We start from the raw sequence: 14,829 nt of genomic DNA on the forward strand, positions 1-14,829 counted from the left end.
GCCAGAGAATATCGTTCAAAAACAACGCTTTGGCACAAGCGTTCGGTTGGCATGGTCCTGGCAGACTGGACAGGACCTTCCCGTCGCAAAGTGCGCCATGACCGACACTCCGAACGGCCCCACCCGAATCCGGCGCTTCGCCCTTTGCCTTCTGGCAGGGTGGGCGATGCTGGTCGGCCAGGCGGTCCCCGCCCTCGCCCTGTCGCGGGTCAAGGATCTCGCCAGCGTGGAGGGCGTGCGCCAGAATCAGCTCGTGGGCTACGGCATCGTGGTCGGGCTCAACGGCACCGGCGACACCCTGAACAACATCCCGTTCACGAAGCAGTCCCTCCAGGCGATGCTGGAGCGCCTCGGCGTGAACACCCGCGGAGCCACCATGCGCACGCAGAACCTCGCGGCCGTGATGGTGACCGCGAGCCTGCCGCCCTTCGCCACCCAGGGCAACCGCATCGACATCACTGTTTCCTCCCTCGGCGACGCCAAGTCCCTCCAGGGCGGCACGCTTCTAGTCACGCCGTTGCTGGGCGCCGACGGCGAGGTCTACGCCCTGGCGCAGGGCTCGGTGGCCATCGCGGGCTTCTCGGCCGAAGGCGACGCCGCCAAGATCACCCGCGGCGTTCCCACGAACGGGCGGGTGCCGAACGGCGCGATGATCGAGCGCGAGATGGCGTTCAAGATGAACGACATGCGCTCGCTGCGCCTGTCCCTGCGCAATCCCGACTTCACCACCTCGAAGCGCATCGCCGCCGCGATCAACGACTTCATGGGCGCCGATACCGCCGAACCCACCGATCCAGCCACGGTGACCCTGCAGATCCCTGCCCGCTACACCGGCAACATGATCCGGCTCGTGACCGAGATCGAGCAGCTGAAGGTCGAACCCGACCAGACCGCCCGGGTCGTCGTCGACGAGCGTTCGGGCATCATCGTGATGGGCCGCGACGTGCGGGTCTCCACCGTGGCGATCGCGCAGGGCAACCTCACCGTCACCATCACCGAGCAGCCGCAGGTGAGCCAGCCGGCTCCCCTCTCCAACGGCACCACCACGGTGGTGCCGCGCACCGGCGTCAAGGTCGACACGGGCGACGGCAACAAGCTCGCCCTGGTCAAGGAGGGTGTGACCCTGCGCGAACTCGTCGACGGCCTCAACGCCCTGGGCGTCGGCCCTCGCGACCTCATCTCGATCCTGCAGGCGATCAAGGCCGCGGGCGCCCTCCAGGCCGATATCGAGGTGATGTGATGCCTCTCGCCGCCCTCTCCCAACTCCAGCCGGAGACCTGAACCCATGCTGTTCGCGCCCCTCGCCGCCAGTGCCGCCCTCGGGGTCGGCAAGGCCATCGTCGGCGACATCGCCAAGACCGTTCAGAGCGCGGTCGGCGGGAGCGCCGGTAGCACCGCGAAGTCGGCCGCCGAGGCCAAGGCCAAGAAGGCCTCGACCGACTTCGAATCGATGTTCCTGGAGCAGTCCCTCGACCGCCTGTCGCAATCCGAGGGCACCGACGGTCCGCTCGGCGACAACGGCACTGGGGGTGGCGTCTACCGGTCGATGCTCACCAAGGAATACGCCGGCCAGATCGTGAAGAGCGGCGGCGTCGGTATCGCCGACCAGGTGTTCCGCGAGATGATGAAAATGCAGGAGGGTGCCGGTGCAAAGGTCAGCTGACGTTCCGGCGCCCCGCGTGTCGGACCGGGCCGGGGCGACGGCCCTGGTCGCCGGGGTGATCGCGAGCCTTGAAGCGCTCGAGGGCGTGCTCGCCCGCGAGAGCGACCACATCCGCGTCGGCCGCCTGCGGGAGGGCCTCGCCGAGAACGAGCGCAAGTCGGCCCTGGCGGCCGCCTATTTCCAGGGCCTCGAGGCGACGAAGGCCAACGCCATCGCCCTCGCGCGCTTCGCGCCGGAGGGGATCGCCACCCTCAAGGCGGCCCATGCCCGCTTCGCCCATGCCCTGGAGACCAACCAGGCCGTGCTGGCGACGGCCCGAACCGTGTCGGAAGGCCTCGTGAAGACCCTGGCGGACGAGATCGGGCGCACCCGCACGCCCACCGTCTATGGCCGCCCGTCCCAGGGCCCCTCCCCCTATGGCCGCAGCGGGGTCGCCAGAAGCCAGCCGCTGGTGCTGTCGCGCAGCCTCTGAATAACAGGACGCGCGGCGGGACGCCTGTCCGCGAGGCGCGTCAGGGACGCCCGTGACCCATGCGGACGAAGGCACGCACCGGCCCGAACTCGGATTCGCTGCGCGTGTCGATCGAAAGCTGCCCCGCCGTGACCGGCGCGGCGCCGTGGCTGTCGACGTCGATGCCACCGACGGCGCGGCCGCTGAGGCGGATGCAGATGGGTGAGCCCGGCACGCGGACGAAGCCCGCACCCTGTTTCGGGCAGGGCAGAAGTTTCTCCCCCTGAACCTGTGGTCGGAGACGCTCCGCCGCGCCGGCTCCCACCGAGAGGCCGGGCACGATCAGCATCGCCATGGCCAGCACGGTAGGCATCCTGGGGGTCATGACCGGGCTCCCGCATTCGCTCCGGCCCCTGGGTTAAGCCATTCCGGCCGCCGGACCAACTCGCCGATCTCAGCTGAGATAGTTCACTAAGTTCAGCTTCGAGAGCATCGAGGTGACCTGGTAGCTCGCCTGGAGCTGCGTCTGCAACTGCAGGAGCTGCGCCGTCACGTCCTCCGCCGAGATGTTCTCGACGCCGTCGAGCGAGCCCTGAAGGGCGTTGCGGTTGGTCCGGTTTTCCGTCTTCGTGTCCGAGAGGGTGCTGGCGGCGAGGCCGAGATCGCTGGCGATGCCCGGAACGCCCCCCGTGGTGTTGTTCGAGACGAGCAGGGTGCCGGCGTGGTCGGCGAGCGCGCTGAAGCGTTGGGCCTCCGGCGTCCCGCTGACGGCCGTCGTTCCCGCATCGGCAGCGATCATGGCGAGACCGGCGAGCACCTTCCGGATCGGAGCTTCGTTCGCCTGCACGCCGATGTTCAGGATCCGGTTCGCCCCGATCTGCGCCGTGGCCGTGGCGCGCGGATCGGACGAGGTGTCGTCGCCCGTGTACCAGATCACGGTCTTGGTGCTGGCCGCCTCGGCGTAGCCGTTGCCGTCGGTGCTGATGCGCCGCGGTGCGAGGCCGGCGGATTGCGATCCGGCGAAGAAATCCTGTGCCGCTCGGGACGCCGAGCTCGCCGCGAGGCTGGTGGAAGCCGCACCCTTCAGGGCATTGGTGACGGCCTGCGAGAGACTGTTCGCGACAGCCTGTACGCCGCCTGCCAGGGAGAACTCGGTGGTGGAGGTCGGATCGGCGTTGGGGCTGGCCGTCAGGGTCAGGGTCTGGGTCGTGCCGTCGCGCATGGCAACGCTGACCGTCACGGTGTCGCCCGCGACGGGTGTTCCATTGACGCCAAGCGTCAGCGACGCCGGTGTGCCGGTTCCGAAATTGGCTTGCACACCGAGATCGGTGGGGCCCTGGATGCTCGCGACCGGCGAGGTTGCGAAGCGAGTGTTGAGGTAGGTCTGCGCCTCGGCCGCCGTGGCGAAGACCGGCATGGTGTCTGTCGCGCCCGCCGACGAGGACGCCTTCGCGGTGAGATCGACGAAGCTCTGCGTCCCGTCCGGCTGATTGATCGCGATCCGAAGGCGATCGCCGTCGGCCGGCGGCTTCGCCAGGGTGAACGTCACAGGCGGAGCTGTTGCATCGGTGGTTTCGCTCGCGGAGATCGCCGTCGCGTTGGAGCTCGTCGCCGAGAGGAGCCGAAAACCGAAATTGGCCCGCGTCTCGGTTCCGGCGGCCCCGGTCCCGTCCTCGCTGATCGTCACGGTGTTGGCCGACGTCCCGGTCACGGAACTACTGACCCGGCCAGATCCGGTCGGCAGACCGAGGTCCGCGGTCTTCTGCTCCGATATCAGGGTCTTCAGGCCGGCGAGGCCCTTGGCGACGTCGCCGTTCAGCATCGTGTCGGTGGCGGCGACCGGGGGCGAGTCGGTGGCGCGGCCGCCGAAGATGTATTGGCCCGCGAGATCGACGTTCAGGGCATCGACCGCCGCGTCCAGGCTGTTGCGCGCGACCTGCGGTGTGTTGGCGATCGTCGAGCTGTTGCTGGCGGTCAGCGAGCGCCGCATCCCGTCGCCGAGGGTGTTGATCTGCGTCACGCTCGCGTTGGCGAGGGTAACGCGGGTCGTCGCGTTCGTGATCACCGCGTCGTAGCCGTCGAGGGCGCTGAGGGCCGCGTGCGCGCTCAGGCTGGTCGTCCGCCCCGTGCCGAGGCTGCCATAGGTCGTGCCGACCTTGCCGCTGGAGAGCTGGTTCGTCAGCGTATCGAGGCGACTCTTCAGGCCGACGAGGTTGGCCGTGTTGCGGTCGCCCAGATAGGTGCTGGCATTGAACGGAGCGATGCTCATCGGTGCCTCGGAAGTGGGCGGGGTCTCGGTCGGGCTCGGCACATGGGGGCTCGGCCTCAGATCCGCAGGAGGGTGTCGAGGAGGTCGCGGGCGGCGGTGAGCACCCGCGCATTGGCGCTGTAAGCGGTCTGGAGCTGCACGAGCTTCGACATCTCCTCGTCGATGCTCACGCCGGAGACGGAGGCGACGCGGGACTGGGCGGTCGCCAGCGCGATGCCCTGCCCTTCGTCGAGGTCCTGCGCGGAGGCCGCTCCCGCCCCTTGGGCGTCGATGATCCGCTGGGCGAAATCCTGGACGCTCGCGGTGTAGGGCGCCGCGACGCCGCCGATTCCGCTGGCCGCCGCGAAGGTTCGGCTCGCACCGGTGAGGGCCTGGTACAGGTACTGGGGCCGCGACGCATCCGACGCCAGGGTCTTGGACGAGAGGGTCACGAGGTTGGCGGTGTTGCTGACCACCGCCTGGTTCACGCTGATCCGCTGCGCGAAACCCGTCAGCTGCGAACCGCCGTCGAAGGAGCCGGTGTAGAGCGTGCCCTTCTTGTTTCCGTCGACGAAGAGCGGAATCTGTGCGGCGCCGCTCTGGAAATCGTTCGGGTCTTTCAGTTGCGTGACGCTGGCGCTGACGCCGAGGAGCGTCGGCGCCCCACTCGATGGATCGGTGAGGATGCGCAGGCCGCCGGTGCCGGCGCTCGGCTGGCTGGTCACGCTGAAGCTCGCCCCGAGGGCGGTCTGAATCGCATCGCGCAGCCCGGCATTGGTCCCCGTCAGCTTGATCGGAATGATCGATGCCGTCGGATCGTTGATGTCCTGGGGATCGATCTTCGGCGCCGGGTCCGAGGTGTAGGGCATCAGGACGAGGTTGCGCTGTGTGCCGGCGGCATCGCGCACACTTACGGTCACCGCGTTGCCAGCCTTCAGGCCGTCGAGGTCGATGTCGAACCCGCTGGAAGTACCGGTCGTGACCGGCGTGCCCATGGCGCTGCGATCCGACAGGGAGCGCGAGAGCCCAGCCGCCAGTTCGTCGAGCTGGCGCTGCGCCTGCGGCAGGACCGAGTCGCGCAGCTCGATCCCGGCGGCGAGCGAGCCGGAGCGAATCGCCTGGGTGGCGATCAGGTCGATCTTGGAGCCGCCGGGCGTCGTCGCGGTGATCGTTCCGACCCCCCGGGTCGCCGCGTTGTCCGTGTATCCCGAGTCGGGCGAGAGCGTGCCGCGTCCGTCGAAGCTCAGGATCGCCGCGGCGCCACGATCGACGAGGGTCATGCCCGACGTGGTGATGACCGTCAGGGTGCCGTCGCGCTGGTCGACGGTCTGGATGTCCAGGAAGGCGGACAGGCCGGTCACGGCCTGGTCGCGCTGGTCGAGCAGGCTGGCGCGGGCCCCCTCGTCGGTGGTGCCCGTGATCTGCGTGTTCAGCTTGGCGATGGAGGCGAGGTACGCACTCGCCTTCGCCGTGTCGCTGCCGAGCTGGCTCTCGGTCGCCGAGCGCAGGTCCTGGACGCCCTGCGCGATCGTGCCGATGGTGGAGGCGAGGTTCGCGGCCTTTGTGACGACCGTGGCACGGGCCGGTGCGGAGGTCGGATCGCTGGCGAGGGCTTGCAGCGACTGGGCGAAGTCGTTCATCACGCCGTCCAGGGCCGTGGACGCGCCGGGGGTCCCGTAGAGCTGATCGAGCTGCGTCCGAACCGCGGAGAGGGAGCCGGTATAGGCGGCACCCGAGGTCTCCATGCGCAGTTGCCGGAGGGAGGCCGCATCGAGGGCCCGGCCGATCGTGCCGACCGAGACGCCGGAATTGCCAACGCCCGTCGAGACGGTGTCGAGGGTGCGCTTCGTGTACCCGACCGTGCCGACATTGGCGATGTTCTGCGAGACGACCCCGATCGCGGCCTGGGTCGCCTTCAGCCCGGCGGAGGCGGTGTTGATGGCGTTGAAGCTCACAAAGCCCCTCCCCTCGGTGTCGGATCGCGTCCGGTGTCAGGCGTCCTCAGCGGATGATGTTGATCAACGCGGACATCATGTCCTGGGCGGTCGAGATAACCTTCGTATTGGCGGAATATGCCTGTTGGGTTACGATCATCTTAGAAAATTCGCCCGCAATGTCGGTATTCGACTGCTCCACGTTGCTGCCGACGACGGTGGTTCCGTTCAGTCCGACGAGGGCCGTGCCGGACTCGAGGGTCTGCTGATAGGTGCCGTTCGAATTCGCCTTCAGGCCGTCCGAGTTGGTGAACTGCACCACCTTGATGTTCGCCAGCGCGATGGTGTTGCCGTTGCTGTAGGTACCGGAGACCTTGCCGTCGGTGGTGATGCTGAGGCCGGTGAGTGTCCCCGAGGTGTAGCCGTCCTGAGTCTGGGTATTTGTCGTCACGGTGCCGCCGGCCGAGGTGTAGGCCGTCAGGCCGCCGCTGCCGTAATTGAGCTGAATGTTGCCCAGATTAACGTCGCCGACCGTGAGAGCAGGAATGGTCACCGCGTTGGAGGCTGGCGAAATCAGCTGACCGCTGCTGTTGAACTGGAAATCCGTACCGGCATTGACCCAGGACGTTCCGGAATCCGACACGGTGCTCTTGTCGGCATAGTACAGATTCCAGACATCGTTGGTCGCCGGGGTCGCCCCGTTGGCCGCTGCGCCGTTCTGAACTTTCGCCCACCGCATCTGGATGCCGACTGGTCCACCGCTCGGCGTGTAGGCGGTGAGTGCCGGCCCAGCGATGCTGGTTGCAACGAATTTCTGTATGTCTGCCGGATCGGAGATTTTGACCTGCGCGCCCGTCGAACTCGCTCTCCACGCGGAATCGCCGATGAGTTCCGAGTTCGGCTTGTTGGCGTCCGCGGCGGATGTCGCTGGCGTCTTGGGCAGGTTGGCCGAGTAGGTGATCGTTGTGGTGGCGTGCGCCGGTATGATCGAATTCGAGACCTTAATCGGTCCTTCTCCGGTCGCTTGTCCGGTCAGCGGGTCTAGGCTGCTGCCCTTGAGATAGGCGCCCCCGCCGTTGACGAGGTACCCGTCCTTGTCCAGAGCGAAGTCGCCGCGTCGCGTATAGGAATCGCCGGTCGCGAAGTTTGACTGGCCGTTGGCGTCGCCGGACTTGGTGGCCACGGCGAAGAAGCCCTCCCCGTTCAACGCCATGTTCGTGCCGATGTCGGTGGCGTTCAGGTTGCCCTGCACCGTCGTGGTCTGGCGAGAATTCGCCGCGACCGATCCGGCGACCTGCCGGCTCGGCGTCTGCTGCTCGGCGACTAGGTCGACGAAGCTCGTATCGACCCGCTTGAATCCGGTCGTCTGGGAATTCGCGATGTTGCCCGAGATGTTGTCGAGCGAGAATGCCTGCGCCTTGAGGCCGGAAACGGCCGTCTGCATCGCGGTGAAGACATCCATGGCCGAAAACCTTGCGTCACGGTGGCAGTGCCGGCGCGTTCCCGCACGGCTTCAGCCTCATCGAGCAATCGGCATGCCATGGTCAAGTCGTTGATTATTCGACGATATTCGTGACCGGTACCCGGCAGGAATCGTACTGTGCTTCGTCCCATCGGCAGCTTTTGCCGGGTCAACGGTCGCAGGCGAGGTCGTTTACGTGCCGTTATCGTCGTCGCGTCTAAGGTCGCCGGAACAAGGTGGTGGATCGAAATCATGAGAGCCAAACGGTCGACCCTCGTCCATCTGATCTACTTCTCGCGACTCAACCTCGCGGCGGACGCGGCGACGCGCACCCGGCAGATCGGCGAGATCACGCGGCAGGCGCAGAAGAAGAACGAGTTCTCGGTGATCACCAGCTTCCTGCTCATCGAGCAGAACTTCGCTGCGCAGGTCATCGAGGGCGAGCGGGCTTCGGTGAGCGAGACTTTTGCCCGGATCAGCAACGATTCGCGGCATCGTGACGTGCAGATCGTGGAATGGCGCGAGATCCTGAAACGTGAGTTCGTGAACTCCTTCACCACGGGGATCCGGAGTCCGGTCAACGACGCGATCTTCCAGAAGGCCAACCTGCTCCCGATGTTCCAGCGCGGAACGCCGAAGGGCATCGCGATCCATGCCCTCGCGGCGACCCTTCAGGCGGAGTCGATGACGAAGCAGGGTATCGACCACCTCTTCGTCTGATGCTGCGGTTGCGTGGCGCGCCGTCGTCGCCCCGTCCTCAAACCCGTGAAATTCCATGAGCGATACGCCCGCGATCCTCATCGTCGATGACCAGGAGAAGTTGCTCAAGCTGGTCATCCTTCTGATGAATCGGCTTGGCTTTCCCGATGTCGAGGGCGTGACCGATGCGGTCACGGCCCTCGAGCGCATGCGGGAGCGCCGCTACGCGCTCGTGATCTCCGATCTCGACATGGAGCCGATGGACGGCCTCTCGTTCCTGCGGGAGATCCGGGCGGACGACGCCCTGATGAACACGCCGTTCCTGCTGACGGAAGCCTCGTTCGACTTCGAGGACATCAATCTCGCTCACCAGGCCGGGGCCGACGCCTTCATTCTCAAGCCCTTCGACATGTCGGTGCTGAAGGCCAAGCTGAAGCAGGTCATCAATCGCAAGCCGCGCCGGCGCGAGGCGCCGCTGGCCACCGAATCGGCCCTAAGCATCGACTTCCCGATGTTGGGAAAGTTCTGAGGCCGACCGTCGGTCTCAGGCGGGGATGACCCGCCTGTAGAGGTGCCAGGTCGCATGACCGAGAATCGGCATCACCACCGCGAGGCCGACGAAGAGCGGCAGCGACCCGAGGATAAGCAAGCCGGCCACGATGAAGCCCCAGGCCGTCAGGGTCCGCGGATTGCGCCGGAAGGCGGCGAGCGAAGTTTCGATCGCGGTTAGCATGTCCACGTCCCGGTCCACGAGCATCGGCACCGAGACCACGCTGAGCGCGAGGACCACGAGGGAGAAGGCGAAACCCACGAGATTGCCGATGACGATCAGGGCCCAGCCCCGCGGGGTGGTGAGCACGTCCTGAGCGAAGGCAAAGATCGAATTCGGTACGCTCGTTCCGTAGAGCGCCCAGTAGATCCCCTGCGCCGCCACCAGCCAGCAGGCGAAGACCACCGCCAGCAGCAGTCCGAGCCCGGCGAGGGCGCCCGCAGCCGGACGTGTCAGGTTGCCGAAGGCGTAGGCCCAATCGGTGGACAGGCCCTTCTCGCGGCGGCGGCTCAGTTCGTAGAGGCCGATCGCCGCGAAGGGGCCGATCAGGGCGAAACCCGCCGCCAGGGGAAAGACCAGGGGCAGGACCTCGGTGCCGAAGGCGGCGGTGGCCAGCACGATGCCGACGAGGGGATAGATCAGCCCGATGAAGAGGGCGTGGGTCGGCATCGCCAAAAAATCGTCGACGCCGCGCCGCAGCGCCATCGAGAGGTCGTGCCTGTCGATGGCGTTCACCACCGGACGGGCCATGCTGTGGCCGAAATCGTGAACCGGAAGGGTCGTCATGGCTCAAGCCCTCACGCAGGGAGGATGCCCACGACGTCGGCGCCCGAGCCCGTCTCGGCAAGACAAAAGCCCTTCCGGACCCAATCCCGCCGCGCATGCCCGTGCGTGCTTGCGCCGAGAGCGACTACCCTCGACGCTAATCCCTTTCGGCGGTCTTGTCTTCCGCCGCGCGGATATGCGAGCGAAGATTTTCGGATACTGTCTGCCGCGGCGCGAAAGCTTGGCGCTGGGCGGCCTGTGTCAGGCCGCGCGCTTCTGATAGTCCTTGATGTCGCTGAAGCGGACCTCCGGGGCGCGCTCCTCCTCGTAGCGCAGGGAGAAGGCCGTCGTGGCCATGAAGACCGGGGCCCCATCGAGGTCGCTCGCCATGGCGGAGCCGTGGCTGCCGATGAACTTGTCGAGTTCGGGCTCCTTCTCGGCGGTGATCCAGCGGCAGATCGAGAACCGGGTCGGCTCGTAGTCGATCGGCAGGCCGTACTCCGCCTGGAGACGCTCCTTCAGCACGTCGAGCTGCAGGGCGCCCACGACGCCGACGATAGCCTGGGAGCCGTCATGCGGGCGGAAGACCTGCACGACGCCTTCCTCGCCCATCTGCTGCAGGGCCTCCTTCAGCTTCTTGGCCTTCATGGCGTCGGTGAGCTTGATCCGGCGCAGGATCTCGGGTGCGAAGCTCGGCACGCCGCGGAAGACGATCTCCTCGCCCTCCGTCAGGGTGTCCCCGATGCGCAGGGTGCCGTGGTTCGGGATGCCGACGACGTCGCCGGCGAAGGCTTCGTCGGCGATGGCCCGGTCCTGGGCGAAGAAGAATTGGGGGGCCGAGAGCGACATCGGCTTGCCGGTGCGCACCAGCTTGGCCTTCATGCCCCGGTTCAGGCGTCCCGAGCAGACCCGCATGAAGGCGATGCGATCGCGGTGGTTCGGATCCATGTTCGCCTGGATCTTGAACACGAAGCCCGTCATCTTCGGTTCGGTCGGCTCTACGAGGCGCTTGTCGGCATCCTGGCCGCGCGGTGGCGGTGCGAAGCGGGCAAGCCCGTCGATCAGGTCGCGCACCCCGAAATTGCGCAGGGCCGAGCCGAAGAACACCGGCGTCAGGTGGCCCTCGCGGAACGCCGCGAGGTCGAAGCGCTTCAGCCCGGTTTCGGCGAGCTCCGCCTCCTCCCGCCAGGTCGCGGCCTCACCGTCCTCGGTCAGCAGCTGGTCGAAGAGCGGATCGTCGACGCCCGTCACCGCCACAGTCCCGGCATCGTCCGCCGCGTCGAGGCGGCGCACCCGGCCGTTGCCGAGGTCGTAGGTGCCGGCGAAGCTTCGCCCGCGACCGATCGGCCAGGTCACCGGCGCCACGTCGAGGGCGAGCACCTTCTCGATCTCGTCGAGGAGCTCGAAGGGGTCGCGCGCCTCGCGGTCGAGTTTGTTGATGAAGGTGACGATGGGGATGTCGCGCAGGCGGCAGACTTCGAACAGCTTGCGGGTGCGCGCCTCGATGCCCTTGGCGGCATCGATCACCATCACGGCCGAATCGACCGCCGTCAGGGTGCGGTAGGTGTCCTCGGAGAAGTCCTCGTGGCCGGGGGTGTCGAGGAGGTTGAAGACGCAGTCGCCGTATTCGAAGGTCATCACCGAGGTGACGACGGAGATGCCGCGCTCCTTCTCGATGCCCATCCAGTCCGAGCGGGTCGAGACCCGGTTGCGCTTGGCCTTGACCTCGCCGGCGAGCTGGATCGCGCCACCGAACAGCAGCAGCTTCTCGGTGAGCGTGGTCTTGCCGGCATCCGGGTGCGAGATGATCGCGAAGGTGCGGCGGCGGGCGACGGGGTCGGCCTTCGCCTCCGGCGGCTTGATCTCAGACGGCATCAGCATGGCGGGCAAAAATTTCCGGGTCCGCCCTGGGCGGCACTGCATTCGCGACGGATAAGCGACGAAGGGGTGTTCTGTAGGCGTTTCGCGCGCGATGCGCAAAACTCAGCCGCGTCCGAGATAGGGCATGGCGGTGGCCATCACGGTGAGGAACGGGACGTTGGCCGAGAGCGGCAGGCCCGCCATGTAGACCACGGCGTCGGCGACATGCCGCACATCCATCACGGGCTCGGGGCGAATGCTGCCATCCGCCTGCCGGGCGCCCTTCGCGATCCCTGCCGTCATCTCCGTCTCGGCATTGCCGACGTCGATCTGCCCGCAGGCGATGTCGTAGGGGCGTCCGTCCAGGGCCGTCGCCTTGGTCAGGCCGGTGATCGCATGCTTGGTGGCCGCGTAGGGCGCCGAATGCGGCCGCGGCGCCTGCGCGGCGATGGAGCCGTTGTTGATGATGCGCCCGCCCCGAGGATCCTGCGCCTTCATCATCCGGAAGGCTGCCTGCGTGCACAGGAACGCACCGGTGAGGTTCACGTCGACCGAGCGTCGCCAGTCGTCGAGGGCGACCGTGTCGATCGCCGCCGCGGGCGTGAACACCCCGGCATTGTTGAACAGGAGGTCGAGCCGCCCGAACCGCTCGCCCACCCGGGCGAACAGTCGCGCCACCGAATCCGCGTCCGCCACGTCCGTTTCCACCACCTCCGCAGCGACGCCGGCCGCCCGCGCCGTTCCGGCCACCGCCTCCAGGGGCGCCACGCGCCGCCCGGCCAGGGCGAGATCATAGCCCGCCGCGGCCAGCGCCAAGGCCACGCTCCGTCCGATCCCCGACCCTGCCCCCGTCACCACCGCGATCCGCCCGCTCATGTCCCAACGCCTCCCGCTGAACCCGCGAGAGCCATAAGCGTCCCCTCCCCCTGTTGCCAGCACCCGATACTGCGTCTAGACACACCTCCGCCGAGCGCGATGGGGCGTCGCCAAGTGGTAAGGCAGCGGTTTTTGGTACCGCCATTCCCAGGTTCGAATCCTGGCGCCCCAGCCAACCATTTCGTCGGACTCAATATTATTCCGAGAGCACTCTCTCGAGATTGAGAGATGGTGCCACGAATCGTGCTGCACAGCCGCTATCAGACTTAGTGCCTTGCGCTGAAGATCGTTCCTCACGAAAGACATCGCTCGATTAAGCAGACTTGACGCTCGACATGGTTGGAGCGCAGAGAGAGAACTTTGCGAGTATCACCTGCCGCCATCAAGTTTAGACGACTACACTAGGCTCCCTGTATCGAGTTCTGGGCTGTGAGCTTTTTCGCGGGGTTCCGCACCGATGACTATCGACTTTAATATCGATGCTCGCAGTCAAGCTGATAGAAAATTCATGCCTAAGCCGCTGACGGCAGCTACCCCTCTTCGAAATGGGTTCGTTCTGCGAAAACGTCTTATGGACCCAGCCACCGACCCTGGCCGGAATGAGAAGCTTGCGAAGTGCCTTATGCGAACTTCTGACTCAGCGATCTAAACCCATTTCTATTAATAATACTTGTAATATGTCTGGTAGTTCATGTAAGGTAATAGATAAAATCTTATGTATATTTTCAAAACACTATTTAAGTCAGTATAATCTTTCAAAATACTTAGATGGCGTTTGCAAAGCGCTTATCGTGCGGACGCACCAAGACGCTGCTCAAGGAGGATCGCGCAGGCCGTCCGACATATCTAAATTTGTATTGCTTTCCTGCCCATCGAGGAGGAGGCGGGTGCGATTCGTGGCTTTTAGACATCTATGGCTTGGTAAATGAAATCTTCGGCACGCACCGCATTTTGGCGCTCGACAACCTGTCCGGGTACTCTCAAAAAGCCTTGGCGGTGACCGCGGCGCACCGTCTTGAGATCGACCGAACGCTTCCGGAGAGCACGTATGTCCAGCATGACTGTTCTGACGACGGGTCAGGATACGGTGTTGCCGCTGGACAACGACCAGATCGTTCAGGCCACTGCCGCGACGCTGAACGCCGGCACCTACGTCTACAACGGCACGACCTCGACCTACACGGGTGGTGACCAGCTGGATGGCGACCAGATCGTTCAGGCCACTGCCGCGACGCTGAACGCCGGCACCTACGTCTACAACGGCACGACCTCGACCTACACGGGTGGTGACCAGCTGGATGGGGGCGCCGGCTACGACGTGCTCGCGCTGACRGGTCCGGGCAGCTTCGACCTTGCAAATCTGGCCCAGTTCWCYGGCTTCGAGGAGGTGCGCCTCACCAACGCCACCTCCAGCTATGCCTACCTGACGCTGCGCGACGGTGTGGATCTCAAGGTCGTGCTCAGCGACGGCACCACCACGCCAGGGGGATCGACTTCCTTTCCGACCACGGGCGGGATCTCGGTCACGCTCGGCACCGGCCGGGTCACGCTGCAAGGCGGGAACGAGAGCGACCAGATCAACGTCAATGGCCCGACCAAGCTGCAGGCGGGCAGCGTCATCGATGGCGGTGCGGGCTACGACACCTTGAGCCTGTCNAACGAGAGCGACCAGATCAACGTCAATGGCCCGACCAAGCTGCAGGCGGGCAGCGTCATCGATGGCGGTGCGGGCTACGACACCTTGAGCCTGTCSGCGCCTTACAACTACAACCCCACAACGGGGTCGTCCTCGAGCGTCGACACGACCTACGACCTGACCGGCATCAGCCTCAGCCATGTTGAGAGCCTGAGCGTGTCGGGCAGCACCCTGGGCACTGGCAAGACCATCGTGAAGGTGGATGCCGCCACCCTGGCCGACGTCACCAGCATCAGCTTGGGCTACAACGGAACGCTGGCCACGACGGCTACGGCTCTCGACCTGACCAGCAAGATCGTCTCCTTGGGCCTGTATCCCAGCGCCAGCACCGGGACCATTACGAGCCTGAACACGACGGGCACCAGCTTCACCGTCGACAGCTACCAGTCCGCCCTTCAGATCATNGGGCCTGTATCCCAGCGCCAGCACCGGGACCATYACGAGCCTGAACACGACGGGCACCAGCTTCACCGTCGACAGCTACCAGTCCGCCCTTCAGATCATGGGCGGGACTGGGCAGGATGCCATCATCCTCAAGGGTGCGACCCTGACCGCCGCTCAGCGCGATCAGCTCTTCACCAGCTCCATCGAGACCATCACCGACGCCTCAGGCACCTACACGAAG

General features: G+C 65.9%; 12 protein-coding genes and 1 tRNA gene. 6 read left to right on the plus strand and 7 right to left on the minus strand.

Annotation, left to right across the window (positions count from 1 at the left end; all coding sequences use genetic code 11):
* Positions 1-166: 166 nt before the first annotated feature.
* From ASG51_RS07675 to ASG51_RS07685, 3 genes are read left to right on the plus strand one after another with little or no spacing between them, the layout of a single operon-like run.
* Entirely contained in the window at positions 167-1,240 is a 1,074-nt protein-coding gene (locus ASG51_RS07675) for a flagellar basal body P-ring protein FlgI (RefSeq protein ID WP_244472818.1), read from the plus strand.
* 45 nt (positions 1,241-1,285) lie between these two features.
* Positions 1,286-1,663 carry a rod-binding protein gene (locus ASG51_RS07680; RefSeq protein ID WP_056215917.1) on the plus strand — a complete coding sequence of 126 codons (378 nt, stop codon included), beginning with the start codon at positions 1,286-1,288 and terminating at the stop codon, positions 1,661-1,663.
* Positions 1,647-2,135, plus strand: a complete 489-nt coding sequence (locus ASG51_RS07685; RefSeq protein ID WP_056380043.1) for a hypothetical protein — start codon at positions 1,647-1,649, stop codon at positions 2,133-2,135. The genes ASG51_RS07680 and ASG51_RS07685 overlap by 17 nt, the downstream gene beginning before the upstream one ends.
* Before the next feature lie 40 nt (positions 2,136-2,175).
* Here the strand turns inward: ASG51_RS07685 and ASG51_RS07690 are convergent, their stop codons facing one another.
* The 4 genes from ASG51_RS07690 to ASG51_RS07705 all read right to left on the minus strand — a co-directional run bounded on the left by ASG51_RS07690 (position 2,176) and on the right by ASG51_RS07705 (position 7,758).
* Complete coding sequence (locus tag ASG51_RS07690) at positions 2,176-2,499, minus strand: hypothetical protein (protein ID WP_156389615.1); 324 nt, start codon at positions 2,497-2,499, stop codon at positions 2,176-2,178.
* Positions 2,500-2,568: 69 nt separating this feature from the next.
* Positions 2,569-4,383: a hypothetical protein gene (locus ASG51_RS07695; protein ID WP_056380030.1), complete on the minus strand. Its 1,815-nt coding sequence runs from the start codon at positions 4,381-4,383 to the stop codon at positions 2,569-2,571.
* A 56-nt stretch (positions 4,384-4,439) separates the two neighbouring features.
* Positions 4,440-6,317: a flagellar hook-associated protein FlgK gene (gene flgK / locus ASG51_RS07700; RefSeq protein WP_056380032.1), complete on the minus strand. Its 1,878-nt coding sequence runs from the start codon at positions 6,315-6,317 to the stop codon at positions 4,440-4,442.
* A gap of 46 nt (positions 6,318-6,363) precedes the next feature.
* Positions 6,364-7,758 carry a flagellar hook-basal body complex protein gene (locus ASG51_RS07705; protein ID WP_056215930.1) on the minus strand — a complete coding sequence of 465 codons (1,395 nt, stop codon included), beginning with the start codon at positions 7,756-7,758 and terminating at the stop codon, positions 6,364-6,366.
* A 252-nt stretch (positions 7,759-8,010) separates the two neighbouring features.
* Between ASG51_RS07705 and ASG51_RS07710 the strand changes: the two genes are divergently transcribed.
* Positions 8,011-8,478 (plus strand): BLUF domain-containing protein, encoded by a 468-nt coding sequence (locus ASG51_RS07710; RefSeq protein WP_056274034.1) that lies wholly within the window; start codon positions 8,011-8,013, stop codon positions 8,476-8,478.
* Between the two features lie 55 nt (positions 8,479-8,533).
* On the plus strand, positions 8,534-8,986 hold the full coding sequence (locus tag ASG51_RS07715) for a response regulator (RefSeq protein WP_056215936.1): 453 nt from the start codon (positions 8,534-8,536) through the stop codon (positions 8,984-8,986).
* Between the two features lie 15 nt (positions 8,987-9,001).
* Here ASG51_RS07715 and ASG51_RS07720 read toward each other — a convergent pair whose 3' ends face one another.
* From ASG51_RS07720 to ASG51_RS07730, 3 genes are all read right to left on the minus strand, one after another.
* On the minus strand, positions 9,002-9,793 hold the full coding sequence (locus ASG51_RS07720) for a DUF2189 domain-containing protein (RefSeq protein ID WP_056380034.1): 792 nt from the start codon (positions 9,791-9,793) through the stop codon (positions 9,002-9,004).
* 240 nt (positions 9,794-10,033) lie between these two features.
* Positions 10,034-11,653: a peptide chain release factor 3 gene (locus ASG51_RS07725; protein ID WP_056274029.1), complete on the minus strand. Its 1,620-nt coding sequence runs from the start codon at positions 11,651-11,653 to the stop codon at positions 10,034-10,036.
* 102 nt (positions 11,654-11,755) lie between these two features.
* On the minus strand, positions 11,756-12,508 hold the full coding sequence (locus ASG51_RS07730; protein ID WP_056380036.1) for an SDR family oxidoreductase: 753 nt from the start codon (positions 12,506-12,508) through the stop codon (positions 11,756-11,758).
* A gap of 100 nt (positions 12,509-12,608) precedes the next feature.
* Between ASG51_RS07730 and ASG51_RS07735 the strand changes: the two genes are divergently transcribed.
* A tRNA-Gln gene (locus ASG51_RS07735) sits at positions 12,609-12,683 on the plus strand.
* Positions 12,684-14,829: the final 2,146 nt, after the last annotated feature.

The organism is Methylobacterium sp. Leaf465 (genome assembly GCF_001424705.1).
Lineage (GTDB): Bacteria > Pseudomonadota > Alphaproteobacteria > Rhizobiales > Beijerinckiaceae > Methylobacterium.

Coding starts and splice junctions, on each gene's coding strand:
- ASG51_RS07725 (WP_056274029.1), bottom strand. CDS start 11,653: ATGCTGATGCCGTCTGAGATCAAGCCGCCGGAGGCGAAGGCCGACCCC.
- ASG51_RS07730 (WP_056380036.1), bottom strand. CDS start 12,508: ATGAGCGGGCGGATCGCGGTGGTGACGGGGGCAGGGTCGGGGATCGGA.
- ASG51_RS07680 (WP_056215917.1), top strand. CDS start 1,286: ATGCTGTTCGCGCCCCTCGCCGCCAGTGCCGCCCTCGGGGTCGGCAAG.
- ASG51_RS07715 (WP_056215936.1), top strand. CDS start 8,534: ATGAGCGATACGCCCGCGATCCTCATCGTCGATGACCAGGAGAAGTTG.
- ASG51_RS07710 (WP_056274034.1), top strand. CDS start 8,011: ATGAGAGCCAAACGGTCGACCCTCGTCCATCTGATCTACTTCTCGCGA.
- ASG51_RS07690 (WP_156389615.1), bottom strand. CDS start 2,499: ATGACCCCCAGGATGCCTACCGTGCTGGCCATGGCGATGCTGATCGTG.
- ASG51_RS07675 (WP_244472818.1), top strand. CDS start 167: ATGCTGGTCGGCCAGGCGGTCCCCGCCCTCGCCCTGTCGCGGGTCAAG.
- ASG51_RS07695 (WP_056380030.1), bottom strand. CDS start 4,383: ATGAGCATCGCTCCGTTCAATGCCAGCACCTATCTGGGCGACCGCAAC.
- ASG51_RS07705 (WP_056215930.1), bottom strand. CDS start 7,758: ATGGATGTCTTCACCGCGATGCAGACGGCCGTTTCCGGCCTCAAGGCG.
- ASG51_RS07720 (WP_056380034.1), bottom strand. CDS start 9,793: ATGACGACCCTTCCGGTTCACGATTTCGGCCACAGCATGGCCCGTCCG.